The sequence below is a fragment of the Mesorhizobium tianshanense genome (assembly GCF_007830515.1).
In the GTDB taxonomy this organism is placed as follows: domain Bacteria; phylum Pseudomonadota; class Alphaproteobacteria; order Rhizobiales; family Rhizobiaceae; genus Mesorhizobium; species Mesorhizobium tianshanense.
This window is the reverse complement of the sequence record NZ_VLKT01000077.1, coordinates 1-26,004: the sequence shown is the minus strand read 5'-3', so window position 1 is coordinate 26,004 and position 26,004 is coordinate 1. Positions and strand designations below refer to the sequence as shown.

The window sequence follows — 26,004 nt, the reverse complement described above, 5'->3', positions numbered from 1 at the left end:
AACACGCTCCGGCGGGACCGGCGTCTTTCCCGGCGGACGGGAGCGGTCGCAAAGCAGGCCATCCACGCCCTCATGCATGAACCGCTCCTGCCAGCGCCACACGCAGGTCTTGGATTTGCCGGTCTCGGCCATGATTGCCGTGGTGCCCACGCCGTCGCCGCTCAGAAGGACGATCCGCGCCCGCCAGACGTGTTTCTGCGGGCTCTTGGGGTTCGCGGTGATGGCGTTCAATCGCCGACGCTCGGCGGAAGATACGGTGAAGGAAATGTCGCTGCGCATGCAGCAGACTCGCATGCCATCAAGCCAAGGGGAATCCCAATTCGGACTCTTTTGTTCCGATCAATCCACTAGTCGTCTGTGAAGAAGGTTGATTTCGGGATCGGAGGCGAAGCGGGAGCATTTCCCACCCGCCATATCAGAGCTGATATGGCGTCAGGCTGATCGCGGCCGGAGTGGTGGCACTGCAGCGGACGTGAGCAGTACCAGGAAGAAGGCACACAAAAGCCTCAGCCAGTTGAGCAGGAGGCTGAAGTTATAGCCGACGGCGGCAAGCACGGCGTTGTTGGCATCGCCCTCAGAGAAGGCCAGGAAGTTGCGGCCCATGCGGTGGTCGTTCTTGAGATGGCCGATGACGGGTTCTACGGCGGCCCGGCGTCGCAGCGCCCGTTTGACGGCCTGGGTGAGGCCGCGCTTGTAGCCGGCGACATGGACCTTGAACATCTTGTCCTTCGGCGCGTTGTGGCCGCGGTAGCCGGCATCGGTGACAATCTTGCCGAGGCTGACGCCGATGGTTTCCTCGATCGCCGGGATGATGGTCGCCAGCGTGTGGCCGTCATACGGATTGCCGGGCAGCGCCTTGACATGGGCGACGAACTGGCCGCCACGGCTGCGCTGCAGCGGGGTGGCGACGGAGACCTTGACGCCGAATTCGTAGGGCTTGTGGGCCTTGCCCTTGCCAATGCACTCGACCTCCGGAGCGTGCAGGGAATACACCTTCTTGCCTCGCTCGCGCTGGCGCTGGTCCCTGACGCGCCGGGCAAGCGACAGCGGCAGAGCGAAGGCCTGCATCAGCTCTGGCCGCATGGCGAGCTTGCGGGTGATGTCGCGGATCACCGCGCCCAACATGGTGCGCAGCCGCTTGAGCTGCCGGTTGGCCCGCTTGAACTGCTTGGCATGGGCATAGCGCTGATGCTTGATCAGCGCGATCTTGCCGACCCGCGCATAGGACTGGCGCAGGGCAATGCCATGCTTCCTGGCCAGCTTGACCAGCCGCTCGCGGGCACGATGCATCAGCTTGGCGTCGGTCGGGAAGGTGATGGCCTTTTCCTGCACGGTAGTGTCGACGATTACCGCGCGGAAGTCCGACGGCTTGGCCGCCCCCAACCTGGTCGCCGCCGCAAGGCTCTCCTGGAGCAGAGCCGTGAGCCGCTCTTCGCCCATGCGCAGGCGCCAGCGCGTCAATGACGTGCGGTCGAAGGGCAAGCGGTGCTGGAAGAACTCCTCGCCGCAGAACAGCTGGTAATAGGGGTTTTCCAGCCAGCGTTCGCACAGGCTTTCGTCGGACAGGTTGTGCATCGACTTGAGGATGGCCAATCCCGCCATCAGCCGGGTCGGCAAAGGCGGCCGGCCAGGATCGTCGTCATAGACCTCGCCCAGCCGTTCTTCGAGGAAACGCCAGTCGATCGTCTTGGCCAGCTTCACCAGCGCATGATCCATATTGAGGATGTGGTCGAGCCGGGATCGCAACAGGTCCGTCTGGCCGCTCTCGCGCCGTTCCTTCGGTCGCATCGCTCGCTTCCCTCGCTGCTTCGTCATCGCCTCGAATCACGCAGAACAAGCGCATCCAATTTGCCGGAAACCGCAGCCCAAAGCCACGAAATTCGGCAATCTGAAAACCGAAATCAGGGAAAATTGTTAAATGGAATCAAAGCATTCCGAGTTCTTCACGGACGACTACCTATTCGCTACTCGACACCAAGCGCCTCATTGAGTTCGGTGAAGAAGCCAAGGGCCGAGCGCATCTCGAAGCGCAGATGATCCTCAACCACAAGGACGCAATTGAGTTCCTGGTCAGCGCAGCCGATGACATCGGCTTCAATCGCTACACAATCCTCGTTCTACATGGCCTGCTGGCCAATAACCTGCTTGTCGATCCGTCAGCCGCTGGAAGGTTGCGCTACATCGCGGTCGGGATCGAGCGGTCCGCTTTCCATCCTCTGGAAGTGCCGCAGCTCATCGAGGAAGCTTTCGACAAGATCTTGGCGACTGCCGACGCCATCGTCGACCCGTTCGAGCAAGCGTTCTTCGTCATGGTGCAACTGCCCTATCTCCAGCCCTTCGACGACGTAAACAAGCGCGTGTCCCGTCTTGCCGCGAACATCCCGCTCATCAAGAACAACCTTTCGCCGCTCTCCTTCGCCGATGTGCCGCGACAGGCGTATACTGAGGCAGTGCTCGGGGTTTACGAGCTGAACCAGATTGACCTCCTCAAGGACCTTTTTGTATGGGCCTATGAACGCTCGGCGGCGCGCTACGCCGCTGTTCGCCAGTCGCTGGGCGAGCCTGACCCGTTCAGGCTTCGCTATCGCGCCGAACTGCGTGAACTCGTCGCTGACCTCATCCGTGGTTGCACCGGACGCAAGGGGGCCGCCGCGCGCATAGCAGCTTGGGCAGCCGAGAGGGTCGATCCTGCAGACCGTGAGCGCTTCGTCGAGATTACCGAAACTGAGTTGACGGGACTGCATGAAGGCAATTTCGCGCGCTATCAGATCCGACCCTCTGAGTTCGCAGCCTGGCGCAAAGTCTGGGAGGCGAAATGACCGACAGCCCCTACCCCATTGTCGCCGCCGACGACTTTGCGCGCCGATTTTCAATGCGCCCAGGCGGCCTAATGTGGCTGCTCGGGCTGGAGCGTCTGCAGCAGCCGGCATTTCCACGGCTTGGGACATGATCTGGGAATTCAAGCAGCAGCTCTATGTGAGTCAACGCCGTGTCTCACCAAGACCATTGCCGACCTCGCAAATCCGGCGGTCCGCCGATCGCTCCAAAGCTTCATCGACGGCCTCGATCGATTTCCCTCAACAGGGGTTCCCGATGAATATGCCGCGCTATTCGAGAAGGCCTTTCCAGGCGAAAACGACCGCAGGACGTACATCGCGGCCAAGCTAAACGGCGCTAAACCGTCCTACGGCCACATGGCGCTGGCTACCTTCATGAAGGCCAGCCGCACCAAAATCGTGTGAACCACATGACCTGCCGTTGAACTGTCATCCAGCCGCGGTTGGAGAGCCCGTTACCGCTCCAATACCATTCTTTGGACCGCGGAAGGTGGAGTTTCCCGGCCTTGTCACGATGGCTGGCTGACGGCGCTTAGCCGGGCACGCCGCAGGAGGGGGCGCGCGGCCACAAAGGAGGCAGGAATTCGCGATCACCAAACCGAGATTCGCCCGCGCAGTCCGCTATGACTCAATGCGGCACATCCGACTCCGATCTCTGCTAAGAACTTGGGATTGAGCGCGTCACCGTAAACCGATATCTCGGCCCCAAGGATGCTCGTGGAGCATGCGGAAGCGGGTGCTGGGTCATGCCCTGGAAGTACTGACCGATTACACAACATCGTAAAGACAAAAAGTCAGTGGTGGCGGGCGTGAATTAAACAATCGGCTCGTCGAAGGTAAAAAAACGTGCAGCACGAAGATCCTCATCCGTCCGCTCCAACGACGCTTGCACCGCTTCGAAATCCGGTGTTTCGCTCGATCTGGACGGCCACACAAATCTCGAGCCTCGGGTGGCTCGTGCAAACGGTGGCCATCAGCTGGCTGATGGCCACCATTTCGTCGTCCGATCTTATGGTCGCACTCGTGCAGGCTGCCTCCACATTACCGGTGTTCTTCCTCTCAATTCTCGCTGGCGCCATCGCCGACAATTTCAGCCGCCGACGGGTGATGTTTGCCGGGCACTGTTTGATAGCATTGGCATCAACGACGCTGATGATTTCGGTGGGTCTGGGATTTGTCCATCCTTGGCTCATACTCGCGTTGGGTTTCCTGGCCGGCTGCGGCTTCGCGCTAACTGATCCGGCCTGGCACGCTTCCGTTGGCGATATCCTTCACAAGCGCGACATTCCGGCTGCGGTGACGCTTATGTCGGTCGGATACAACATCGTGCGCAGCGTTGGCCCGGCTCTGGGGGGCGTGATCCTGGCGTTCTTTGGACCGCTGGCCGCTTTCGCCTTGGCCGCGCTGAGTGATCTCGCGCCTCTGGGCGCAATATGGCGCACCAATTGGAAAGTTCGCTCTTCGCCTCTCCCTCGCGAGAGGATGGCGATGGCAATTCACGACGGGGTGCGCTTCACCGTGATGTCCCTCGAGATCAGGGCGGCGGTCGCCCGTGCAACCCTTTTCGGGTTGGCAAGCATCTCCATCCTGGCGCTGCTCCCTCTCGTCGTCCGAGATCAGTTGATGAGCGGGCCGATCGTCTACGGCATTCTACTGGCTGGCTTCGGCACCGGGGCTTTCATCGCGGGCATGAGCAACGGCTTCCTGAGGCGGATCACGTCTCAAAACAGGCTGGTGGCCTTCGCTTCTGTCGCTTGTGCGGCATGTTGCCTTTCCCTTGCCCTTACATCGTCGGTCCCTGTGGCGGCCATTTCGCTGGCACTCGGCGGCGCGGGTTGGCTTATCACCTGGACGGGCATTGACGTGTCGGTGCAACTGGCGAGCCCAAGGTGGGTTGTCGGCCGCACGCTCTCGATCTACTACGCCTTGAGCGCTGGCGGTATGGCTGCCGGCAGCTGGATCTGGGGTTCCGTCGCGCAGAGCTACTCCTTGACCTGGGCTTTGGAGGGTGCCGCAGGGGCTCTGTTGCTGGTTGCGGCAGCGGGGATACTGTTGCCAATACGTCCATGGGAGGAAACGGATCAAGAAAGTTCGGATTTTCCCGCACCGGAGCTGGCACTCGATCTCAAGCCCAGGAGTGGCCCGATCGTTGCCAAGGTCGATTATTCCATAACCGAGAAGAATATCGACGCCTTTCTCGGCTGCATGCGCGCAAAGCGTCACGCTCTTAGCCGTGCCGGTGCACGAAACTGGACGCTCCAGCGCAACCTCCAAACGCCTTCACTTTGGACAGAGACGTTCCGCACGCCAACCTGGATGGACTTTCTTCGCCTGAATCATCGGCTTACGGCGGCGGATAAGGAAGTCGGCCATCATCTCCTGGCACTGCATGATGGAGAGCTTCCCCCACACACAGTGCTTTCGATCGAACGAACCACCGAGGCAGCTCGTACCCGTGCCCCAACAATCTTTTCTCGTCCTCCGAGGTGAGCTCATGATGCTGACAGCCGATAAACAGGCGCGATCACCTCTGGGCTTTCCAGAGCACAAGGTTCGCACGGTGCCTGCTCTGCAGGAACCGATCTGTAGACTGACGAGTTCCCGACTGCATCTGTGCAACACATGGCAGTACAAAGCACTATTCAGCTCTTCGAGATAGAACGGAACCGTCGATCTGCCACCCCTCCACGATTCCGGGCCTGCGAGATGAGCGATCGGATGCTGGGCCTTTCGATCCGGCGCATAGACATAGGCGACGCCCGGCGGGTCGCTCCCTCCCATGGTCGGTCATCGCGGGCATAGGCCCAGAGTTGGCCTGTCTTCGTCTTGCCGCGACCGGGATCGAGCACCGGCGCGGTCGTCTCGTCGGCGAAGAGTTTTGGCGAGGACTTCAGCTTGCCATGCAGCCGCTCATGCACCGGACGCAGATGCCAGGCGGCGCGGTCGACCCAGTCGGCGAGCGTGGAGCGATCGAGATTGATGCTGCCGGGCGTAGATCTGCGCCTGACGATAGAGCGGCAGACATCGGCATATTTGGAGACCAGCACCTGGGCGACCGTCGCCTCTGTCGGAAGACCACCCTCGATCAGCCGGGCGGGCGCCGGAGCCTGAACGACCACGTCCTCGCAGGCGCGGCAGGCATATTTGGGCCGGCGCACGACGATCACACGCAACTGCGCCGGGACGATGTCGTCCGCTTCTGACCTTCCGAGCCTCGTAGCCGCAAGTCCGCTTATCTGTGGTCATGCTTTCGGTGACCAGAAATTGGCGCAGCACCGGGCCAAGTCTGCTCGCGCAAATTCATGTCAGCTTCATAAATCCGTTGCGCCTATTTCGTACATTAGGGAGGCGGCTTTGTTTAGCTGTCGCCCCTGGGAAAAGGATGGAAAAATGTCCAAGATCACCGGAAAGACCGAAACAATCGAAAACGCCGACTCCCCTGCCTTCGAACAGTCCAAGGCTGTCGAGCAAGCTCGCGATGTCGCCGAACAGGGCATTGAGCGATCGAAGGAGGCATTTTCCAAATTGAATTCGGATGCCGAAGCGACTCAAAAGGCTTTTGAGTCGACCTTTGAAATGGCCAAGACCACCAGCAACGAGGTGTCCCTGAACATGATCGCCTCTCTGCGGGCCAATGCCGAAGCTGGCTTCACGCACCTCGAGGCACTGGTTACCGTGAAGTCGCCGTCCGAGTTGCTCGAGTTGCAGACCGCTTTCCTGCACAAACAGATCGAAAAATCCGCCGAGCAGGCCAAGGCTCTCCAGGCCTTGATGTTGAAAGCTGCCGAGGATGTATCCAAGCCGATCAAGGATGCCTTTGAGATGGCTTTGAAGGAATTCAAGCCCGCCGCCTGATTGGCTCAGGCAGTCGGGACCGAAAGTCCACCTCGCCCACTGGCACTCCTTGTACGGGCAGAGTGAACATTGACTACGCCGATGCAGGCAGCACAGACAGGTCAGCGGCGGCGCTCGGCCTGCCTTGGCCGGCGCAGCCAGACGGCGGAGCCGCGTCCTGGTGGGACCCTATATCGAACAGGTTTGGCGAGTGCGATGGCTTTGGCTACCGTCGTCTCGAACGGGATAGCTTCGCCACTCTGCCCGGCAGAACAGTCGGCTTTCAAAACAGGTTTCACGGCGTGAAACATGATCGCTCCCTCCTTTGCGTTGTTCTCGAAACGCAATGGCCAAAGGATTCTAACCTGACACACTCTTGAGATAGGCGATGACGTTTTTGACGTCGTCGGGATTCTTGAGGCCAGGGAACCCCATTTTGTTCGCCGGCACTTTCGCCTTGGGATTTGCCAGATATTCCATCAGGTTCGGCTCATCCCATACGAGGCCCGCAGCGCCCACATCCTTCATGGCTTTCGAATAAGAATAGCCAAGCACGGTCCCCGCTGTCCGGCCCACGACGCCTTTCAAGGTTGGCCCGACTTTGTTCGCTTCGGTATCAGCGTTGTGACAGGCGGCGCACTTTTTGAAGACCGCCTTGCCTCCCTCGATATCCTGGGCCTGGGCCCGGGCGACCGGAGGCAGTATCGCCAAAACCATTGTGGCACCGACGAACAGATATTTCACGCAGGAACTCCCCGATTGAAGATACGGCAGGCGGTCGATATGTTTGTAAGCCATGCTCCGATCCTCCCTTAAAGTACGTTGCTCAGGCGACCGTAAAGGAGCTCGTCGACTCCCTCGGCGCAGATTTCGCCCTTGGCGTCGATGCGCAGCGCGTATTGGGGAATATTGGCCGTCGACTGGCCCCAGATCTGCTGCCCTCCGGCATCAGCGTCAAAATGTGAGTATTGGCCGGAACAATTGAGGGGGGGGTCGTCGGCGTTGTAGTTCAATGGGAATCCCTTGTGCGGGCAAGTGGTCGAGAATCCGACAATGTCGCAGTCCGGTCCCGCACTGTCGTGGTAACTGACGTCGAGGGGTTCGTTCGGCTTCAGGTCACCTAAGTTGGCCAGCCTCTTCGATGGGTATTCGACGAGTGCCAGCCCCGGTGCAGTCTTAGTCTTAGTCTGAGCCTGCGCCGCCACGGCTATGGCCATTCCTGCAGCGGCAAACGCTCCTCCCTTTGGAAATTGACGGCGGCCGACGTCGGGCAGCTTGTTGCAGCGAGTCATGCGTTCCTCCCATTGGGCGAAATGTTCTCGCAAATGGCTCTGCAACGCTTGTGCCAGCCGGAAAAGCCGGCGATTTCATTACAAAATGCGAATGGGACCCACCTCCGAGGAGTCGAACGGCCCAAGGCCCCGCTCATTCCTAGCTGGAGTCTTTCATTTCGGCCTGAACTTGCATTCGCATTGTTACCGCGTTCTGTCTGAAGGCATCATCGACGCGTGTACCCGCACGATCGGCATCTGTTCCCCGCCGACCAGCCGACCGCGTGGCAAGGATTGAGAGCGGCGAAGCTTCCGCTAACGCCCGCATTTCTCCGATATTTCGGCGATGCATTCCTCAAGACGCTCCAGGCGGAACGTCGCATTGCGAAGTTCATGTCCGGCTTCGAAACGAAGCTGGCGCCCCATAGGTGTGGTCACCATGAGGTCGCGCTCCAGTTCGGCAATGCGCGCACGCACCTGCCGCGCCTCGTCCTGACGCAACGCCTTGATCCATCCCCGCCCGCGCATCGGTCTTCCTGCCAACACCCCAAAAGCTATGCGGGCTTATGCCACCGAGATCCTAATTTCCGGCAAGCTGAGACGCTCTAAATTTAACATCCGCTAACACAATCTAGAAGACGCTCTTCAGAAAGAAGGCTGGCGCGCTTTGGGGGAAGCACTAGGAAACTTCAGGACCTGACGCGTCGCGTCGGCCGATGAGCGGCAGGTGCGGCGCGCATTGCCAGAGCCTGCCATCCGGCTGAAAACAGCATTCAGTTCGACGCTCAGCTTGCGATGCAACTCGTTCCAATGCGTCCGCGCCTCTGCGATCTTCTGAGAACCGAGCGGCGAAGCGTCAAGATCGTCGGCCGCTCCTCCAAGCCCCGACAGGAGCCCAGTAGTCAGTTCATTGCTCATCTTTTTGCATTGCCCCTAGCTACCCAGCCTCAGCTTACCGACGAACCGATTGGGGACCCATCCTCCCGGGGGACGGATCGCTGGGCCGATATGGGGGTCGAACCACCCGGAGCTCACGTTCAAAAGTTTTTCACTACCAGGAGATTTTCCGGCTTTAGGCAGCAAAAGCCACCGATCATTATTCAACCCGTTGATCGCGAATGGCTATTTCAATGTCTCAGAGGGTAACGAACCGAGGAGTCGCTACCTATAGAAAAGGACTTTGCCACCAGGAATGAGTTGTCGGCAGAAGTCGTAGTCGGCGATGTTCCGAGTCAACAGGACAAGCCCCGATTTCGATGCCTGTAGATACAGAGTGCAGTCATGCAGGCAGCGCAGCTTCTGGTCGTCCTGGTAGCCCTGCAGGCGACAGAGCACGCCATTGAGAACAGCAGCGCGGCCAAGGACGTCGGCATCGGGCGGTTCAATCCGGTGTCCGGGCATCGATCGGATGACTTCTGACACAGCCTTATGCACGCCCGCGGTGCGGGGATCGTCGGGCTTCAGGACACCAAGCGTATGAGCCAACTCCTGGATGCAGATGGCTGAATGGTTGTTGTGACGACCGTCCATGATCTGCTTCACCAACGCAGGAGCTTTGCCTTGGAGCCTGTCGATGTACACACAGGTGTCGAGCAATAGGGCTTGCCCGCCGAGCTCGCCCTCGTTCACGAAGGGCAGCTGATCATCAGGTCTGCGAGCAAGTGTTTTGGTTGGAAAGCCACGGAGCGAGCGAAGGGCTGTTTCAACGTCGAATTCTGACACCCAAACCTCAATCAGAAGCCGAGCTTGATGTCTGGATCGATGGTTCCGGCGAGCTTATTGATGGTCGCGGGGAAATTGTCCTCGAGCGCAATATTCGCGAGAGCGAATTCAAGCAACTCGGTGTCACCCTTAATGCCCGTCTGGCGCTTAGCCTGCTCAATGAGGGCATGGCTCAAACGTGCTGTGATCCGCTCGTCTTTAGAGCCGATCAGGCCTTTGCGAATGGCAGCACGAAGCGTCTGCCGAACGACAAACTTCTGCTCGCCCGGCATGTCCTTGTTGGCGTCCTTACGGATCAGACTCCGCATGCGCTTCTTTTTCGCAACGAGGCGCTGTTGCGGAGCAGTCGATGACGACCGCATTCTCAGCGTCTTCGTCATATCGATATCTCCTATGCGTTAGCCAAGTCGTGTGTTTTGTCGAACATAACAGGTGGGAGCAGCTTTGTCACTCGGACGCTCGCTCAGTTTGCTGAGCTGCCATTCGTTTCGCCATTAGGTACCAAACCCCAGACAGCGAAGGGTGGTGCACAGCGGACAATACGGTTCGTGGTCTTTGCTGCCTAATGCTGGAAAAGTCCTTAATGAGCCCGCGCGTGCGTCTAGGCGGCGATTAACTATGAGCTCGCCCCATTCAGGCAAAGCGCACATACAGCTTTGATCTCTTCGGCGGCATCGGCCGCCGCGAGTGCTGTAATGCGTACAACCAAGAGCCCTGACATAACCGACCCCTTCGCCTTCACCATGACCGTTGCGCAGCGTGCTGCCACAGCGGTTTCGCACGTCCCGATCCCGTCCGGAGGTTTGGAAATATGCCGCTCAGTCGCCGTCCAAACCGAGGGAGGACTGAGCTTTGGCGATGTCCGAACAACAACCCAATGGGCAGCACTTCCTGCTGTCGCCCGCGTGCCGGAAGCGACATCTCATGTATCTCGGAATCCGGGCAACGGTACTCGATCCGGAGGAGCCAGGGCCCGCTGCTTTGCCCTGCGGGACGAATGCCCATTTTTCTCAGACGCTCATAATCATTGCGTATATGCGTGCTACGAAGGGTCAGAATTGGGAACGAAAACAAAACGGGCGAGGCTTGATCATGTCGACCGCTAGCCGAGCGAAATCGCCCGCACAGCTTTTCCGCCATCTATCGGCAAAGTGGCCTGCGGCGTTCAATCCGAAAGCCCCCAAGCCGCTCAAGATCGGCATCCATCAGGACATTCGCGTGCTTGATGGCGAACTGTCTGATGATGAATTGAGGAGAGCCCTGCGCGCCTATACAAGAATGGCCAGATACTTGGCCAGACTGGATGCCGGCGCCGCGCGGGTCGATCTCGACGGCAAGCCGGCCGGTGAGGTATCGGATGCGGACGCGGCGACCGCCAAGGCTTTGCTGTGCGCTCGCAAGGACAAGCAAGAGACCAAGCAAATGCCGGAGCCAAGCGCAGAGCCTGAAGCGCCACCCAAACGGAAACCGAAGCAAACGGCCGTATGCTGCCGATGGCTCGACCGGAATAGTCGTTGAGACGAAGCGTCGCCGGTCTTTCCGAAAGCCGATGGCTTGATTCGCCGCTGAGCGATGGGTCTTGCGCCGACCGGGACAGCACCTGAAGTCGGAGCACATGGCTTGCCCCGTGCCGAATTGCCGCGATCGCAAAGGACACGGTAGCCAAAATGCCCACCGAGTGATTGGGTTTTGACCCAGAGCGTTCCGCCGCGAATCGTCGGCGACTCTCGCGAAACCGGCGACCCGGTCGGCCCGACGGTTTCTCCCTTGCGCCTCGCGGCTGTATGCCCCGCAAGCCGCGACACGCAGGCCAAGCAAGGGAGATAAGCGACTGCGACGAACTCTACCTACTGATTGCATTTGATAAGGTGCCGACTACGGAAGAGATTTAGATCTCCATCCAGGAATACATTCGCAACGATCATTCGGCTGTTCGGCCCGGCGAGATCGTCACCGACATCTTGAGCCTGCAGCTGCGTACCGCCAAGGAAATTCGGCGCCCGCGCCGACGAATACACGGAGGCGGTGAAGGCGCTCGTCGAAGCAGAGGTTCTCGCGTGGGACGGTGGCAAGTTTCTGAGGCTGGGTGCGAAGGCCCATTGCGCGAAAGAGCCGACAGTGAAAGAAGTCCAGGAATGGATTTTTGACTATATTCGAGAGAAAAATCCCGGCGCCCGTTCCGGCGAAATTGCAGCCAACGTCACGGACCTGCAAATCCAGCTCGGTCTGAAACACGGTGTCCGTGTGACAGAATACGGCGGCGCCACCAACAGACTGATCCAAGAAGGCTATCTGACTTTCGACGGCGGCAATTTCCTCAAGCTCACTGATAACGGCTTCGAGCGCCTCTCACGTTTCATGATTTCAGAATCTTCGGCCTCAGTCGCCTTCCCCGGCTTCGGCCGTCACCGTGCCGGGACCCCGGCGCAGCCGGCGAAGACACGGTCGAGGAAATTCCTGATCTCGACCGACCCCGGGCAGTCCGTGGCCAGCAGCAGAGTACAGCGCCGGAAAAGCCGTCACGGACCGTAGGCGTTCACGGGGTACCAACGCGGCTGAACGCCAGGGGCAGATACACCCTGAAATCGGATGCCCGGCAGGAGACTGAGCTCGCTGCCGGGCCGGGTACGCCTTGGGAGGTGGCGTAAGTCAGCGGCTGTTCGGGGCCATGAGACGACTTCTCCTCAGTCCGAACGCCTTTGCCGCAAGCGTTGCATGTACCGTGCCAAGGCAAAAAAGCATTTAAAAACAACTGATGGATCAGATTCTGTTACGTATCCGACATTGTCGGGTATCGGACAACGCTGAACGTGGCTGAATGGTGGGTGCTTTCCCGCGGGGATTGTGTCCGCTATTTCTCGAGACAGCGCCGGGCAACCGGGACCTGCTGCACGCCAGGCACACGATTATCAATCGCCACGGCTCTCAGCATCGAATGCGACATCCAGGTCGAGCGAGCTGTCGGTCGATGCGGGGACGGCGCGTAGCGCTGGCAAACTTTCCCGCGCATCATTATTTCGCGTCTGTCTGCGACCGCCGATCCAACAAAACTGCCGGCTCAACTTCAAGTACCTTGGCAAGCTTGTCGATCATATCGATAGTGGCGCCGTACACGCCGTGTTCCAGCGTGCTGATGTAAGTCCGGTCAACGCCAGCCTCATGAGCCAACGCCTCCTGTGATAGCCTCTTTGTCTGTAGATGCTGTCGCAGATTGCGGCCAATGACTTCTCGTCTCCATGCATGAGAGGCCAGCTCCTGTAGAGCATCTCGCCACGGAGTATTCTGACAAACGGCATGGGTGTAAGCTTAGAACTGTGAAGGTAAGAACCCATGTCACGTAACTGACGGAACGCCGCGTGTCGCCGACGAAGTCCCCTGGTCGGAGAGCCTCACGGGCCTACGACAGGCAGCATTTCAAGGTCTACCTGCGGATCCTGGACGCCTGCGCTGACAATGCCAGCGAAGAGGAAATGGCTGAACTCATTCTCGGCATCGACCCAGCAGTTGAACCGGTCCGCGCCCTCGCGATGTGGCGCTCCGGCGAGCGATCCGTCGAGCACGAGGAACGAAGGTCAAACGGGGGCCGCGTTTTTCCGGCGGAAACAAGCGAGCGCATGCTCTGGCCAAGACCGAGTCCCATATCGCCGATGCCGTTGCCAAAGGCGGCACAATTCGATGCGGGGCCAAACGCATCGGCACGAATGGAACGTTTTTCCAACCGACGGTCCTGACTGAGATTTCCGGCGTGATGGCAGCTGCGCAGGAGGAGACATTCGGGCCGCTGGCGCCGATCATTCGCTTCAACGATGCGGATCAGGTCGTGCGTGAGGCCAATGACACGATCTACGGCCTCGCCGCCTATTTTTATGCCTCGAACCTGAAGCGTGTCTGGCGTGTGGCCGAGGCTTTGGAATATGGCATGGTTGGCATCAACACGGGACGCATGTCCTCGAAAGCGGCACCCTCCGGCGGGATCAAGCAGTCCGGCATCGGGCGGGAGGGTTCCCGCCATGGCCTCGAGGAATTACCTCGCAATGAAATACCTTTGCGTGGGCGGGATCTGAAACATCTGCTTGCGCGATTCGCAGACCGGGTTATCGAGCAAGCGATCTCCGATTATGCCAATGTAGGATTGCTCCTCGATGTAAAGCCGACAGGCGGCTCCGCAACCCGTGCAGACGCAATTCTGAAGTGCTAACCTGGCTGGATGTATCTCTTGACTCTCTTGACGAGGCAAGCGTCTGCATTGTCGACGAAAACGCTTCCAATTCTGCAGGCAATTCGGTCGCGTACATCGACCTGAAAGGGCATCAATCCGATGTGGGTGAGGCAGCCATCCGAGTAGTCAGGGCTACTGGCTTCTTGCCGCTCGGCCACGACCGTCCTGGATCAATCCGCGATAGCCCTTCCGACCGAGCTCCACGGGCAACCAGCGACTCAGCTAGAAGGGGCGGTGGTTCATCCCAGCCCTTAACCGAAATGTGGAAGGGTCTGAGACTGGCAAGAAGGTTGCTTCTGGCGAGCGATCAATGAATACATATATCTTCCAGGATTGCCTCAAACTTCACGAACGCGGGAGGCGGGGAATGAGAATGCCCGGTCTAGGTGTATTCCGATGAGAGTTACGATCTTATCCGAGAGAAAGGCTGCCGAGGCGGCGCGCCGCAAGAGCGCGGCCGATGATGTAGTCCGAGAACTTGATAAGTACGCCCGAAAGTACGGCGGTCGGTTTATCATCTTCGGCTCGTACGCAACGGACACAATGCGCTTTGACAGCGACTTGGATGTGCTGATCGACTTTCCTGCGGACCGCACAGGGGATGCCTGGCGGTTCGTGGAGGATGTCTGCGCAAGGCTTGCAGTCCCTTTGGACGTCCACGATGCCCGCACCACCAAAGCGAGCTTCGTCGAGCGCGTTCATGCAAGGGGGCTTGTCCTGTCATGACCGATGCGCGCTGGATAGAAGTCGAGGACAACCTCGATTCCGCATGCCGCCACTTCGGCAATGCGGCGCAGCTTTACGACGAGGGCGGATTCGATGCCGATGACATCGCGGGATATAGAGCCACAATGGCGCTTCTCCACGCGATGCAGTCCGCCCACGCTTCCCTCGAAGGCGCTTTGAAACGGGTACTGGAGATCTTGGGGGAGGAAGTGCCCGCGGGCGAGCATTCACATTCGGACCTTGTTAAACGGGTCTCGAGGGAAGTGAAGACACCCGGCCATGTTCGTCCGGCGATCCTTCCGCCAGAAGTTGCCCGAGACGTGGACGAGTCCAGGCGCTTCAGACACAGGGCAACCCACGACTACGACAGCTTCGATCCTACGCTCGCAGTCGCTTCGATCCAGGCTGCGCGCCGGCTGGCGACAAACCTGAAACCGTGCGTCCTGGATTTCAGGGATAAGGTTGACCCACCTGCTCGGACTCTCGATTAGCGACCGACGCAACGAAGAAGGCTGGCCACGGCATCCATGTATCCTCCCATCCAGCGGGTGTCGCGTTGGGCGAGCTCGAGTTCGGCCAGGGCCGCGAGGAAGCGTGCCGCCTGCCAGCCCTCGCTATCGGCCCGTTCGGCGAGTTCTTGCCAGTGGCCCTGGAAGCTCGGCAGGCGCAGGGCCGTGAGCATGACCGGCAGCTTGTGGACGTCGACTTGGACGGTCATGAGCGCACCTCCAGCAAATCCCTTAGCGCGCTCTGCGTTCGGCAACGCTAAGCAGAATGTGTGTCGTGACCTGAGACCCTTTTCTCCTCCGGCTTGAGGGAGAGTCCTTGGTTTCGTTTGTGTAGTCCTCCTTCCATGAGGTGATGGCGCTGCGGGCCTCGGCCAGCGTCGAGAACAGCGTGTCATTGAGGCACTCGTCCCTGAAGCGCCCGTTGAAGCTCTCCACGGAGGCGTTCTGGGTAGGTTTGCCCGGCGCGATGTAGTGCCATTCGACGCCCGTCTGCTGGCACCATCGCAGAACCGCCATCGAGGTTAGCTCGGTGCGTTGTCGGAGACGATCGTGTCCGGCCGACCGCGCCGGCGGATGATGGCGTCCAGTTCGCGCACGACACGCAGGCCCGAGAGCGAGGTATCGGCGACGAGCGCCAGGTATTCGCGCGTGTAGTCATCGACCACGACGAGCACCCGGAAGCGACGGCCGTCGGTGAACGTGTCCGAGACGAAGTCCAGGCTCCATCGAGCGTGGCCCGATCGGGCACGAGCTTCTGGCGCCCGAGCGCCCGCCCTTGCCTGCCTCCCCGCTGGCGGTACGCTTCTGTCCCTGCCTGCATCGTTTTGTCCTCTGCTCGCCAATCGCGCCTTTCCCCGGATGCAGGGTGGGCGGCGAATAGCGACCGGAAAGGCCCGCCGTCTAAGGCGGACCGCATCCGAAGGACCGGAACGAAGAGAAGGACCCGAAGCGCCAAGCGAAGGGTTGCGGGATGCCGCGGCGGGCCTAGAAGGGAGAGCAGCCCACCCCTCGCCACCGGGAAAGGCGTTACAGAGAAGAATTGCGCGCGTCTGACGAGCCGCGCCAGGGGCGAAGCCGAATGGCCGAAACCGCCTGACCTGCCGAAGAAAAGCGGGCTTGGTTCACGAGCACCCGGCGGCGCCGTCAGGCGCGCGGGGCGCCCGCTACGACCGGAGGCTGGACAGAATCTCGCAGGGATCGGCGTCAAGCGCCGCAGTTACGTTGAGAAACTCAATGACATCGAGACGCCGCTCTCCGCCTTCGTACTTGGCCACGAAGGATTGCGGACGACCAAGCTTCTTCAGACGAGGAAGTGCCGGTATCCGCCATTCATGAGCTCGCGGCCACGAGAGACGGCACGGCGGATGCGGTCGCGCAGATGATCGCGCGGATCCCGCCAGTCGGCGCGGACGCGCCGTTGACCGATCAGAGTTTCAGCAAGCTCTCGATGAGACGCTCCGGCGAGCGATCCGTCCAGCGCACGAAGAACGAAGGTCAAACGGGGGCCACGTTTTTCCGGCGGAAACAAGCGGGCGGGCAGCTGTTGACCCAGACTAAGAGCATTGAGGCACTCGAGCGCCCTCAAGCGATGCTTCGAAAGCATCGCGGGCCAAATCGCCTCGGTACGCAGGCAAACAGAGTGCAAGATATCCGCGCCCGAGACGGCGAGCTGGAGGGTATGCTCCGCATTGCCGAGGAGCACATTTTGGCTCTTGTCCGGCGCCAGCAGTACCGTCGAATGACATGGCAATGCCGCGAGCTCGAACGGCGATGTCGTCGAGGATGCAGACAGCTGTTCCGCAATGACCGGCAGCACATGGACGCACCGGCGCGGACACCAGAACACGGCCGCACTGCGCCCGTAAGACTCCGCGAAACAGAACACCCCAGCGCGACAGGTCGCCGGCCGACGCGATCACGTCGAGAAAGGATTCGCGAGACAGGGCATTGACCTGCTGGCGCGCAGCGAGAAGATCACGCTGGAATGCCGGATTGCGGCGCAAGAACTCCCAGGCCCAGCCGCGCAGCGTCAGACGAGCGGTGTAATCGTATGATCTTTCATCCTGCCACTCAGCCTGAGCAGCGCCATTCAAAAGAACTGTAGGCATGGCTGTGCTCCCCTGCCCCGAGGCCGTCCAAGGTCATGCCACTTGGCGAAGCACCGGCGCCGAAAGAACCGGACCATCAATGCCACTGTTTCGTCGAACCGTGTGCCGTTGGCACTGTCGAGGACAGTAGACGCACGAAACAGCCCGACCGTCGAAACCGCGCAGCAAAAGCCAGCGCGGCCTGAGCGGGTCAAGGGAATCGATTTCATAGCGGCTATCGACTCCTGCGTCCCGTTCCAGACGTTCCTTGAAGGTTCAGTAGAGCGGATGGTGGATTGCACGCCGTTTGTCGGCAAAGTTCTCGTAGCGTCGGGCGCAATAGCTGGATCATCGAAGGCCTCCTCGGGGGAATTTCCCCGCCATTGGAGACGAACCTTCACACTGTGGCAGCCTGTGCAGTTGCACAGGTGAAGTCGACTATCAGTGAACCCAAAAAACCGAACCGGCGAGACGCGCAATCGCCTGTTTGGTGGTGCTCAAGCCGGCTTCTCTGCGGACGGTATCGAGATGGAGCGCGGCCGTGCTCCGCTTGACCCTGGGATGCAGCCGATTTCCCAGGCAGACTTGCCCCGCACTGGCCATTGCAGGAACACCAATTCGCGCAGCGTCAGCGACACACCGTAGATGGCCGTCTCGCCGAGATACTCCACCGAGCCGGAGCACCCTGTCTCCTGAACCATCGTACCTTGCATATCGGGTGACGGGCCGCCTGCAGGCCAAGTTGTCACAGGGACCAGTCGCCTGCGTCCGTTCGGACGCAGATTGCTGGCGCGATGGATAGACCTCTAATACGTCAAGCCGACGGTGAAGCCCAGCTGGCAGGGCCTGCACAACCATCAGGTCAGCCAACCGGTGCCCCATCCCCTTTTCCTCGGATCTCCGACTCTTTCAGCTGGCGGCGTGTAGATTGAGACGCGCAGCCGGTCTGTGTCGCTCAGATCGTCCGTCAACTCATGGGTGGCTGTCCATCGACAGCCGGAGACGAGAAGCGTGTTGGAGTGAAGATGTTGCGTCCCAACCAAGTTCGCTGTGACCTTCACTGCTTGAGTTTTGCAGGTGGTCCTGCGAGCTCGCACACGAGATCGATAATGCGCTTACGGTAGCGGTCATTGTCGGATCTTCGACAATGTCGGACATGAGACACACCGCTATCAGAGCGATCGCATTGTTCTGAAACGATTTTCCTGGTTGGCACGACGCATGCAGTCCTATGCGCAAACGCACTGCCGCGCCGCACCAACTGAGAAGAACTTATCCCATGATCACGCTCGCCGAGCATGCGGTCGCCGCCGCAAACACTGAGCTTTCCCGAGCCGAAGGAAAACCTCCAGTCGACATCACCCTGCAGGTTATCAGGACATGACCGCATTCGATTTCCGCCCAACGCTGAATGCCCCCGACGATGACCCCCATCTTTGGCTCGAAGATGTAGAAGGTGAACGGGCACTTGACTGGGCCGCCAGCCAGTCGGCGAGGACACTAGGGCACTTCGGTGGAACGCAGTTCGAGCGAGACCGCGCGGCCCTGACAGCGATTTTCGACCGTCCCGACAAGATTCCCCTGATCACGCGCCGTGGTCAGTACGTCTACAATTTCTGGCAAGATGCCCGCAACCCGCGCGGACTGTGGCACCGGACCACCCTTGCCGCCTACATGAAGGCGGATCCCAAATGGGAGGTACTGCTCGATCTGGACGCCCGCGCCGTTAGCGATGGAGAGGACTGGATCTGGGGCGGCTCGTCGATCGAGCCGGAGAGACGGGAAAGAGCCGTTCTGCGCCTGTCGCGCGGCGGCAGCGATGCGGTCGTGCATCGCGAATTCGATCTAGGGTCCCTGAGCTTTGTCGCGGACGGGTTCAATCTCCCGGAGGCCAAGGGCGGCATTGAATGGCTCGACCCCGACACGCTTCTGCTTTCCAGTGCGCTTGGTGATGGCATGGCCACCCGCTCCGGCTACGCGCGTACCGTGCGGTTGTGGAAGCGTGGCGCGGATCCGCTCACCGCGCCGGTAATCTTCGAGACCGGTTCCGAATCCGTTGGCGTGTTTGGTCATCTGGACCGCACCGCCGAGAACGAGCGCCTTTGGTTCATCGAGACGCCGGCCTTCTTCGAAATGATAGTTCATATCGGCGACAGGAGCGGGCCGAAGATTCAGATCGACCTTCCTCAGGACGCCCGATGGAATGACTTCGGCGACTGGCTGGCGGTAAGGCCGCGCAAGCCGTGGACGGTGGGAGGGACGACCCATGACGCGGACACGCTGATCGGCATCTCCCTCTCCTCGTTCATCGCGGGCGAGCGCGGTTTTAGCACGCTGTTTGAACCAGGCGACAGGCGCTCCCTGCAGTCGTTCTTCTGGAATAATGGGAACCTTATCATCTCCTACCTCGTCAACCTCGTTCCGCGTTTCGAGATGTTCACCCCCGGGCGCCAGGAATGGACGCGCCGGGCCCTGGACACCATGCCCCCCGAAGGGACTGTTCGCCTCTGGCCGCTCGATGCGGAACGTCACGAGACAAATGGAGAGGTCCTCATTTGGGCTCAGGACCCGATCACGCCGCCGCAGCTTCTCCTATTCGACCTCAATGCCGCGCCACCTCTCGGCGCTCCAGAAATCCTGAAGCGCAGCCCGGAGGATTTCGACGCATCCGGGCTGGTGGTCACGCGGCACGAGGCAGTCTCGACCGATGGTGAGATGATCCCTTATACGCAGGTCGGCCCGGCGGACGGGAACGGGCATGCCCCGGTTCACCTCACCGCCTACGGCGGATTCGGCATATCGCTCCTGCCCTACTACAACTCCTCAATCGGCAAGCTGTGGCTCGAACGCGGCGGCACGTGCGTAGTGGCAAACATCCGGGGCGGCGGCGAGTTTGGCACCCGTTGGCACGAGGCCGGGCGCAGGGAGGGCAAGCGCCTCACCCACGACGATTTCGCTGCCGTTGCCGCCGACCTCGTGCGAAGGGGCATTACGCGGCCGTGGCGGATTGCCGCCGAGGGCGGCTCAAATGGCGGCCTCCTGATCGCCAATATGCTTACCCGCTATCCCGAGCGTTTCGGGGCGCTGTTCTGCACAGTTCCGCTTGTCGACATGCGCCGCTACACCAAGCTTTTGGCGGGCGCGAGCTGGATTGACGAATATGGCGATCCCGACAAGCCGGAGGATTGGACTTTCCTAAAGGAAATCTCCGCCTATCACGCCGCGACGCCGGGACAGCCCTATCCGCCGATCCTGCTCGCCACCACGAAGCGGGACGACCGCGTCCACCCGGGCCACGCGCGTAAGATGGCCGCAAAGCTGCAGGCTCTTGGCTATCCCGCTTACTTCTACGAGCCCGGCGCGGGCGGGCACGGCTACGGCAAGGACAATCGCGAGCGGGCCGCATTCATTGCCCTGGGCAACAATTTCCTTCGCAGTGCGATCGGCTGGCAAGACGATCGCGTTCGATAGGTGGGCACAACCCGGACAAAGGCAACGCTTCAAATAAAGTGAGCACAGGTCGGTGATTGCGGGAACGCGCAAACGCAGTCTCAGGTAAGAGGAGCGTTAGAATCCGTAATCTCAAGTAATTCTGGCAGTATTCGTAATAGTACATCGCATCATTTCTGAAGATAAAGGAGAGAGAATATCATGGCGACAAAGCGAATTGGCGTGGCGCGGGGAGTAACGGCGGCCGTCATCCTCATCGTGGTAGGACAGCAGGCCGTCGCGGCGGACCTTGCGCAAGCCGCAAGCGTCCCGCGGGCAGGAGCCTCGGTCACCGAAGCGCCAAGCCCTTGGCAGATCCGCCTGCGTGGGTTGGGGGTCATCACTAAGGATTCTGGCTACGTCAATGCGGTGCCTGGCTCCGGTCTTTCCTATTCGAACACGGTGACGCCGGAACTCGATATCACCTATTTCTTCACGGACAACATCGCCGCCGAACTCATACTCGGCACCACCTATGCGAACATCGACGGCCAAGGAACGATCGGCGGGTTGGGCAACATCGGCAAGGTTTGGCTCCTGCCGCCCACGCTCACATTGCAGTATCATTTTACCGATTTCGGCGCGTTCAAGCCCTATGTTGGCGCCGGCGTGAACTACACGATCTTCTATAACCAGGATGCCGGCAGCGCCGATGCTCTCAGGGTTAAGAACACGTTCGGCACCGCGCTGCAGGTCGGGTTTGACTACATGGTGGATCAGCACTGGGGCGTCAACTTCGACGTGAAGAAGCTTTTCCTGAAGCCAGACTTCGACGTCACGGTGGACGGCGCGAAGCTGACGGGGAAGGCAGCGCTCGATCCCTGGTTGATAGGCGCAGGTGTCACCTACCGCTTCTGATACAAAGGCGAAGCGGCCTTCTGACAGCCGAGCTAAATCGAAGGGCGCCTCGTGGGCCCTTTTGCCGTCGGCCCTGCCTAGGCAATGTCTATTTTCCCCGGTGGCTGACGCTCCAAGGGTAAAAGCCGAGACAAGGACGCCTATCACAGCCTGGCATCAAACGCTAGAAAGCCTCTGTGCCCGATTCGTGAGAACGTGGTCGCACCGAATGGCGCACCTGATGCGGCCACGCAGATGGGGCGGATCTTTCCAGTCCGCCTGCAGCCGCGGTTCGCCGAGCAGCCTTCGGCAACATGGCGGTAGCAGCCGACAGGCTGCCTCCCGCCAGGAGCGAGAAGCCGAATGGCCAAGATCGCTGAAGCCTGCCGAAGGAGAGCGGGCTCGGTTGACGAGCAGCCGGCGGCGTTGCAATTACTTGGAGGTCCGTGTGTCAGGCCTGTTTGTCGGGCCGAACTAGATCCGTGTGGCTGACGCCGAGGGCCAATGCCAGTTCATAGATCGTTATGATCGTCGGATTTCTTCGGCCTTTCTCCAAGCCGCTGATGTACTGCTGACTGAACCCGGAAATCTCGGCAAGCTCCTCCTGCGTCAGACGCTTCCTTAGCCTGATCCTCTGCACGTTCCGTCCGACCAACTTGCGCATATCCATGCACGCAAGCCACCGGATTAGGCAGCTTGAGTTTATCAACTATAATATGTAATCCACATTGAGCGGGCGGAGCGGCTTCGCGGAGCCGATTGTCCGGAGGTAGAGTCCAGCGATGTTGCAGCATAAAGCGAATACGCCGATTGCCGACCAAGTCCATTGGTCGGACAGCCTCACGGCTTACGACAAAGAGCATTTCACGACCTATATGCGGCTCCTAGACGCGTCCGCTGACGGCGCCAGCGAAGAGGAAATGGCGCATCTGATCCTCGGCATTGATCCGGCAAAGGAACCGGAGCGCGCCCGAAAGGCTCTCCGCAGTCATCTCGACCGTGCGAACTGGATGGTGACCAACGGCTACAAGGAATTGTTCGCCAGCTGACGAATTGAGCAGTGCGCGCTTTTCAAAACAAACTCCCTGCACCGCCATTCATGAGCGCTGCGGCGATTGGGTATCCATCCGGTGAAGGACGAGGACGCGCCGCAGGAGTGATTCCGCGCAGCCGAAAGCGCGACCCGAAGGGGGACGCCATCATCATTAGGCGGCAAATTCGCGCTCGGAAACCGGCCTCGGTCGCTTATAAATATCACGGTCAATCTCATGCAAAGGTGTGCGCACCTCTGGAATAAAGAGATTTCGGCTAAAGAACATGACCTCTCGCCCTCTCGTGACGTTACGAGCGCTATAGTTCAGCGTATATTGGAGCCAAGGCGACGCCGCGTAGAGATCGTGAATCGGTCGCACATCGTCATAGGAAACGACCCAATTCAGTCCTTCCAGTTTTACTACAGAATTTGCGACAATAGCGTGATCCTCAGCGCGGTAGGCGTCATGGTATAGGAAGCGCCCTTTGTCGAAATAAGGGGGGTCTATATAAAGAAGCGTCTTATTGCCGAACCGCTTGGCGTTGGTCTCAATGAACTTCACGGCATCGAGATTGGTCAACTCGATCCGTGCTCTCAGTGACGCGATCTTCTCAATGCGACAAATGAGGTCAGATTTGTTGAAGCGGGCGTCGATTTTCCATTTTCCGGTCTGGTCACGACCGCCAATTACGCCACCATTCAGGATTCCAGATCGATTCGTGCGGTTCAGGAAGAAGAAAGAAAAACCTAGACTGAGATTGTCGGCCTCATCCGGTCGTCGGAATGTTTCCTTTTGCCTATCCCACTCGTCCATGGTCAGTGGGCAATCATGGATCATCCTGCAAAGGTCGTTTGTCGAGTTCAGGACACTATGCCAGAACGCGAATATCGGCAGGCTAATGTCATTGATCGAAACGCGACGCACCACGCCAGTAAGCAGGAGTTCCCAAGCGACTGCAGCGCCGCCCGCATACGGCTCGACGTAGCGGCCATCTGACAAGCCATTTGAGCGCACAATCTCCTTCATGAAGCGTGCGAGTTTTCCTTTTCCACCGGGATAACGAAGTGGGGAGTAGCGACCAGTTTGAGTAAGTGATGGGTGAGCATCTGGCATTATGCACTTCCATAGGCGGCAATAAAGATTGGGACAGAACAATCCCAACCTGCCCGAAGCGCGTCTGCGGTCGGAATCTGGAATTTGTTGTGAACGAACCCGTTAAGCGACTGGATGGAGGTCGCAGACGTTTTCGTCAGAATGTTATTGCGGAAGCCGCGAAGGTCAGCATTCTTTGAACTGTCCGCCGCCACAATACGCTTTAAGACTCTGTCCGCTTTCTGGGTGAGGTCCAATTCGACAACGGCTCCCTTCGCATTCGTTTCAGATTTTGGAATCTGGTTTGCGTCCATATAGTCGTTGATCGCAAGTTCCACGAAACTGCGGAGCACAAAGGCTGCGGAGACTGTAAACTTGGTTGCGTCCAAGGTTCCTGCTTCTCGTAGTAGAATCTTCCCTTTGGTCGAAGTAGGTGCATTGAAAGCATGCCGTCTCGGTGCGAGCGTGGTTCGCGGTTTTGGGCTGCTCTTTGTCTTCTGCTTTGCCGAGGTTTTCGTGGCGGCACCGGGTGCCGGTCGCTTTTTGATGTCAATGTCCTTGAAGGGACGTGGGATGCCGGATTTGCCCTTTTGCGGTTGAAGGTCCTTGGGAAGGGCCTGAAAATAACCATCGATATCCGATGCCTTATTGAGATCACGCGAGTCCACTATTCCGTCCCGCACGTCGTCAATAATCCGACGCAAGACTTTGAGAGCCCACTTGGGCTCCGAGCCTAGCACAGGGGTCTTGCCGTCGCCGTTATTTGATATCGAAATGCCGAGATGTTTGCGCCCCGGTGCGGATTCGAGCAAGCGAGCAAGGTTGCTGGATTTCCGGCTTTCAATTACTGACTTCGTCGATTCCCACTCGTCGTCCGAGTAGTCGGCGTTGCGGCCTACAAAGTCGATGACATCGAGTATCGATCGGTCGCCAGAGAAACGCTGAATTTCCAGCGGTCCCCACTGTATCCTGCCCTCGCCGTCCGCTGTTCCAGTATGCCGTCGATATATCCATTCGTTGGCGTCTTCGCGGTGTTCAAACTTGACGCATCGAACTGGCTCTATCTTTGTCCGATCAAACCCTGCCGCTGCGCGAACGAGAGATTTCTTAATGGTGTCGGGAACCTCGGTGCCGTCCAAAACATCGGGGTTGTTCAGCACCATGAGCGCCGAAAGGCGCCGATTGCCTTCCAGCACAGTGAAGTCGTCCTCGCCATCAGCCTCTATGACGTAGAGGTTGTCTCCGGGATCAAGTCCATTGTTTTTGATGCTAAGCATCAGGTTGCGGAAATGCGCTTCGTTCAAATGGACAATGGCTTCCAGCGCTGCCGACTGGGTGTTTACAGAGCCGAGGCGTGGATTGTCCTCGTCGAGGAGGAGCTCATCGATGCTCAGTTCGAGATATTCGACCATTTCTCCCCCACTGCCTTTTCGATGACGCGCGCAACCCACTCCTGGACGGAGGTATCTTCCGCCGCCACGACGACCCGAAGGCGTCGGTGAAGCTCCGGATCAAGCCGGACATGGACCATGCGTGTCACATGGGAGCGTTTATCCTCGGAGCTGGCACGCGGCAAACTGTTATCTCCCTATCTGTGAGATACTTGTAACACACCGACTTCGGTAACAGAATTCTTTTCTACTGACGGAGGCGCTTACGCGGGAGGAAACGTTTTCGGCTTTCTCCTGTGGGCTTGGTTGGAGCGCAGCGCTGCGCTGCAACCAAGCGCCTCGGCGAGACCGGGGTTGCAAGGTGCAAGGGCGACCGGGTCGGAGGAGGACTACCCGGCCTGCGCAGGCGGATCGAGGTTTTGCTGAGGAGTGCGGGAGCACGCATCCGTGCGGAAGGCTGGGGAGACCCCCGCCGAGCGTCAGCGATCCCTTGCGCCGCGCGGGGGGGGCGGAACCCCCAAGCAACAGATCCGGCCAGACGGAGTGGAAGTCAGGCGAGCAGACCGGATCAGGATGCGGGAGGCCGGAGCCGAAAGCCCGTCCTGATCGCCATATTGTCGTGCGTGCGTATTCCGACGAAGCCGGCCATCGATTCCGATTTGAAGCCGGCCAGTCATTCCGATTTCATTCCGGCCGGTGTTCCGATTTGAAGCCGGCCATTTTTCGGGCTGATCCTGGGTCTCGTTGATGTTTGGATTGGGTTTCGTTTCAGGTCAAGCTTGCGCTGTTTCAGACGCTCTCGGCGAGCGCTGTTTTCGCATGCTTTCCCCGGTGAGATCGATGCGATAGGCGTTGTGAACGAGGCGGTCCAGGATGGCATCGGCCAGGGTTGGGTTTGCAATGATCTCGTACCAGCGATCCAGGGGCAGCTGACTGGTGACGATTGTCGATCGGCG

The 26,004-nt window shown here is 59.4% G+C and carries 28 protein-coding genes and 4 pseudogenes; 11 read left to right on the top strand and 21 right to left on the bottom strand.

The annotated features are described in order from the left end of the window. Together IQ26_RS35020 and IQ26_RS35015 are read right to left on the bottom strand one after the other, a co-directional pair. Positions 1 to 279, bottom strand: a 279-nt coding sequence (locus IQ26_RS35020; RefSeq protein WP_145722932.1) for a helix-turn-helix domain-containing protein, incomplete at its 3' end; no start/stop codon positions are given. 153 nt (positions 280 to 432) lie between these two features. Continuing rightward, a complete protein-coding gene (locus tag IQ26_RS35015) occupies positions 433 to 1,788 on the bottom strand; it encodes an IS5 family transposase (RefSeq protein ID WP_145722931.1) in 1,356 nt (451 codons plus the stop codon). Positions 1,789 to 2,033: 245 nt separating this feature from the next. Here IQ26_RS35015 and IQ26_RS35010 point away from each other — a divergent pair, with 245 nt between their 5' ends. Next, positions 2,034 to 2,819 (top strand): Fic family protein, encoded by a 786-nt coding sequence (locus IQ26_RS35010; protein ID WP_145722930.1) that lies wholly within the window; start codon positions 2,034 to 2,036, stop codon positions 2,817 to 2,819. An 864-nt stretch (positions 2,820 to 3,683) separates the two neighbouring features. After that, complete coding sequence (locus IQ26_RS35000; RefSeq protein ID WP_145722929.1) at positions 3,684 to 5,327, top strand: MFS transporter; 1,644 nt, start codon at positions 3,684 to 3,686, stop codon at positions 5,325 to 5,327. Positions 5,328 to 5,479: 152 nt separating this feature from the next. Here the strand turns inward: IQ26_RS35000 and IQ26_RS34995 are convergent, their stop codons facing one another. Beyond that, a complete protein-coding gene (locus IQ26_RS34995) occupies positions 5,480 to 6,004 on the bottom strand; it encodes an IS66 family transposase (RefSeq protein ID WP_240547401.1) in 525 nt (174 codons plus the stop codon). A gap of 223 nt (positions 6,005 to 6,227) precedes the next feature. Between IQ26_RS34995 and IQ26_RS34990 the strand changes: the two genes are divergently transcribed. Continuing rightward, entirely contained in the window at positions 6,228 to 6,692 is a 465-nt protein-coding gene (locus IQ26_RS34990) for a phasin (RefSeq protein WP_145722928.1), read from the top strand. 339 nt (positions 6,693 to 7,031) lie between these two features. Here the strand turns inward: IQ26_RS34990 and IQ26_RS34980 are convergent, their stop codons facing one another. From IQ26_RS34980 to IQ26_RS34955, 6 genes are all read right to left on the bottom strand, one after another. Beyond that, complete coding sequence (locus IQ26_RS34980; protein ID WP_407660320.1) at positions 7,032 to 7,388, bottom strand: c-type cytochrome; 357 nt, start codon at positions 7,386 to 7,388, stop codon at positions 7,032 to 7,034. A gap of 95 nt (positions 7,389 to 7,483) precedes the next feature. Continuing rightward, positions 7,484 to 7,963, bottom strand: coding sequence for an arsenate reductase (azurin) small subunit (locus IQ26_RS34975; RefSeq protein WP_145722925.1), 480 nt, complete (start codon positions 7,961 to 7,963; stop codon positions 7,484 to 7,486). A 294-nt stretch (positions 7,964 to 8,257) separates the two neighbouring features. Beyond that, on the bottom strand, positions 8,258 to 8,470 hold the full coding sequence (locus IQ26_RS34970) for a hypothetical protein (protein ID WP_145722924.1): 213 nt from the start codon (positions 8,468 to 8,470) through the stop codon (positions 8,258 to 8,260). 117 nt (positions 8,471 to 8,587) lie between these two features. Beyond that, on the bottom strand, positions 8,588 to 8,860 hold the full coding sequence (locus IQ26_RS34965) for a hypothetical protein (protein WP_145722923.1): 273 nt from the start codon (positions 8,858 to 8,860) through the stop codon (positions 8,588 to 8,590). Positions 8,861 to 9,103: 243 nt separating this feature from the next. Then, positions 9,104 to 9,664, bottom strand: a complete 561-nt coding sequence (locus IQ26_RS34960; protein WP_145722922.1) for a type II toxin-antitoxin system VapC family toxin — start codon at positions 9,662 to 9,664, stop codon at positions 9,104 to 9,106. Between the two features lie 11 nt (positions 9,665 to 9,675). Beyond that, a complete protein-coding gene (locus IQ26_RS34955; RefSeq protein ID WP_240547400.1) occupies positions 9,676 to 10,044 on the bottom strand; it encodes a hypothetical protein in 369 nt (122 codons plus the stop codon). 478 nt (positions 10,045 to 10,522) lie between these two features. Here IQ26_RS34955 and IQ26_RS40820 point away from each other — a divergent pair, with 478 nt between their 5' ends. Together IQ26_RS40820 and IQ26_RS34945 are read left to right on the top strand one after the other, a co-directional pair. Then, on the top strand, positions 10,523 to 11,182 hold the full coding sequence (locus IQ26_RS40820; protein WP_240547402.1) for a ProQ/FINO family protein: 660 nt from the start codon (positions 10,523 to 10,525) through the stop codon (positions 11,180 to 11,182). 507 nt (positions 11,183 to 11,689) lie between these two features. Further along, positions 11,690 to 12,196 carry a helix-turn-helix domain-containing protein gene (locus tag IQ26_RS34945; RefSeq protein ID WP_145722921.1) on the top strand — a complete coding sequence of 169 codons (507 nt, stop codon included), beginning with the start codon at positions 11,690 to 11,692 and terminating at the stop codon, positions 12,194 to 12,196. Positions 12,197 to 12,676: 480 nt separating this feature from the next. On the opposite strand, the gene IQ26_RS34940 is transcribed toward IQ26_RS34945, so the two are convergent. Further along, complete coding sequence (locus IQ26_RS34940) at positions 12,677 to 12,916, bottom strand: helix-turn-helix domain-containing protein (protein WP_145722933.1); 240 nt, start codon at positions 12,914 to 12,916, stop codon at positions 12,677 to 12,679. A gap of 361 nt (positions 12,917 to 13,277) precedes the next feature. Between IQ26_RS34940 and IQ26_RS34930 the strand changes: the two are divergent. From IQ26_RS34930 to IQ26_RS34920, 3 genes and pseudogenes are all read left to right on the top strand, one after another. Beyond that, a pseudogene (locus IQ26_RS34930) lies at positions 13,278 to 13,728 on the top strand (aldehyde dehydrogenase family protein); the annotation flags it as partial. A 551-nt stretch (positions 13,729 to 14,279) separates the two neighbouring features. Next, positions 14,280 to 14,609 (top strand): nucleotidyltransferase family protein, encoded by a 330-nt coding sequence (locus tag IQ26_RS34925; RefSeq protein ID WP_145722920.1) that lies wholly within the window; start codon positions 14,280 to 14,282, stop codon positions 14,607 to 14,609. Further along, positions 14,606 to 15,100: a ribonuclease toxin HepT-like protein gene (locus tag IQ26_RS34920; RefSeq protein ID WP_145722919.1), complete on the top strand. Its 495-nt coding sequence runs from the start codon at positions 14,606 to 14,608 to the stop codon at positions 15,098 to 15,100. The genes IQ26_RS34925 and IQ26_RS34920 overlap by 4 nt, the downstream gene beginning before the upstream one ends. On the opposite strand, the gene IQ26_RS34915 is transcribed toward IQ26_RS34920, so the two are convergent. The 6 genes and pseudogenes from IQ26_RS34915 to IQ26_RS34900 form a co-directional block, all read right to left on the bottom strand. Next, the gene (locus IQ26_RS34915; RefSeq protein ID WP_145722918.1) at positions 15,097 to 15,327 is read right to left on the bottom strand and encodes a P-loop NTPase family protein; all 231 of its coding nucleotides are present in this window, start codon (positions 15,325 to 15,327) and stop codon (positions 15,097 to 15,099) included. The genes IQ26_RS34920 and IQ26_RS34915 overlap by 4 nt on opposite strands. Before the next feature lie 115 nt (positions 15,328 to 15,442). Then, a pseudogene (locus IQ26_RS34910) lies at positions 15,443 to 15,903 on the bottom strand (integrase core domain-containing protein); the annotation flags it as partial. Between the two features lie 378 nt (positions 15,904 to 16,281). After that, positions 16,282 to 16,419: pseudogene (locus IQ26_RS40810) on the bottom strand (helix-turn-helix domain-containing protein); the annotation flags it as partial. Next, positions 16,419 to 16,934, bottom strand: a complete 516-nt coding sequence (locus tag IQ26_RS34905) for a DUF2285 domain-containing protein (protein ID WP_240547399.1) — start codon at positions 16,932 to 16,934, stop codon at positions 16,419 to 16,421. The gene IQ26_RS34905 and the pseudogene IQ26_RS40810, both read right to left, overlap by 1 nt. Before the next feature lie 115 nt (positions 16,935 to 17,049). After that, a pseudogene (locus IQ26_RS41735) lies at positions 17,050 to 17,226 on the bottom strand (transcriptional regulator domain-containing protein); the annotation flags it as partial. Positions 17,227 to 17,702: 476 nt separating this feature from the next. Next, complete coding sequence (locus tag IQ26_RS34900; protein WP_145722916.1) at positions 17,703 to 17,906, bottom strand: hypothetical protein; 204 nt, start codon at positions 17,904 to 17,906, stop codon at positions 17,703 to 17,705. Positions 17,907 to 18,585: 679 nt separating this feature from the next. On the opposite strand from IQ26_RS34900, the gene IQ26_RS34895 reads away from it, so the two are divergent. Continuing rightward, positions 18,586 to 20,676 carry a prolyl oligopeptidase family serine peptidase gene (locus IQ26_RS34895; protein ID WP_145722915.1) on the top strand — a complete coding sequence of 697 codons (2,091 nt, stop codon included), beginning with the start codon at positions 18,586 to 18,588 and terminating at the stop codon, positions 20,674 to 20,676. A gap of 180 nt (positions 20,677 to 20,856) precedes the next feature. Continuing rightward, positions 20,857 to 21,552, top strand: a complete 696-nt coding sequence (locus tag IQ26_RS34890; RefSeq protein ID WP_145722914.1) for an OmpW/AlkL family protein — start codon at positions 20,857 to 20,859, stop codon at positions 21,550 to 21,552. A 430-nt stretch (positions 21,553 to 21,982) separates the two neighbouring features. On the opposite strand, the gene IQ26_RS34885 is transcribed toward IQ26_RS34890, so the two are convergent. Further along, on the bottom strand, positions 21,983 to 22,201 hold the full coding sequence (locus IQ26_RS34885) for a helix-turn-helix transcriptional regulator (protein WP_145722913.1): 219 nt from the start codon (positions 22,199 to 22,201) through the stop codon (positions 21,983 to 21,985). 112 nt (positions 22,202 to 22,313) lie between these two features. On the opposite strand from IQ26_RS34885, the gene IQ26_RS34880 reads away from it, so the two are divergent. Further along, complete coding sequence (locus IQ26_RS34880) at positions 22,314 to 22,580, top strand: DNA -binding domain-containing protein (protein ID WP_145722912.1); 267 nt, start codon at positions 22,314 to 22,316, stop codon at positions 22,578 to 22,580. Positions 22,581 to 22,736: 156 nt separating this feature from the next. On the opposite strand, the gene IQ26_RS34875 is transcribed toward IQ26_RS34880, so the two are convergent. The 4 genes from IQ26_RS34875 to IQ26_RS34865 all read right to left on the bottom strand — a co-directional run. Further along, positions 22,737 to 23,678, bottom strand: coding sequence for a DNA adenine methylase (locus IQ26_RS34875; RefSeq protein ID WP_145722911.1), 942 nt, complete (start codon positions 23,676 to 23,678; stop codon positions 22,737 to 22,739). Beyond that, a complete protein-coding gene (locus IQ26_RS34870) occupies positions 23,678 to 25,069 on the bottom strand; it encodes a hypothetical protein (RefSeq protein ID WP_145722910.1) in 1,392 nt (463 codons plus the stop codon). The genes IQ26_RS34875 and IQ26_RS34870 overlap by 1 nt, the downstream gene beginning before the upstream one ends. After that, positions 25,048 to 25,233 carry a ribbon-helix-helix protein gene (locus tag IQ26_RS41730; RefSeq protein WP_420846408.1) on the bottom strand — a complete coding sequence of 62 codons (186 nt, stop codon included), beginning with the start codon at positions 25,231 to 25,233 and terminating at the stop codon, positions 25,048 to 25,050. Before IQ26_RS41730 ends, IQ26_RS34870 begins: the two co-directional genes overlap by 22 nt. Positions 25,234 to 25,821: 588 nt before the next feature. After that, positions 25,822 to 26,004: ATP-binding protein (locus tag IQ26_RS34865; RefSeq protein WP_162458163.1), on the bottom strand; the 183-nt coding region annotated here is incomplete at its 5' end.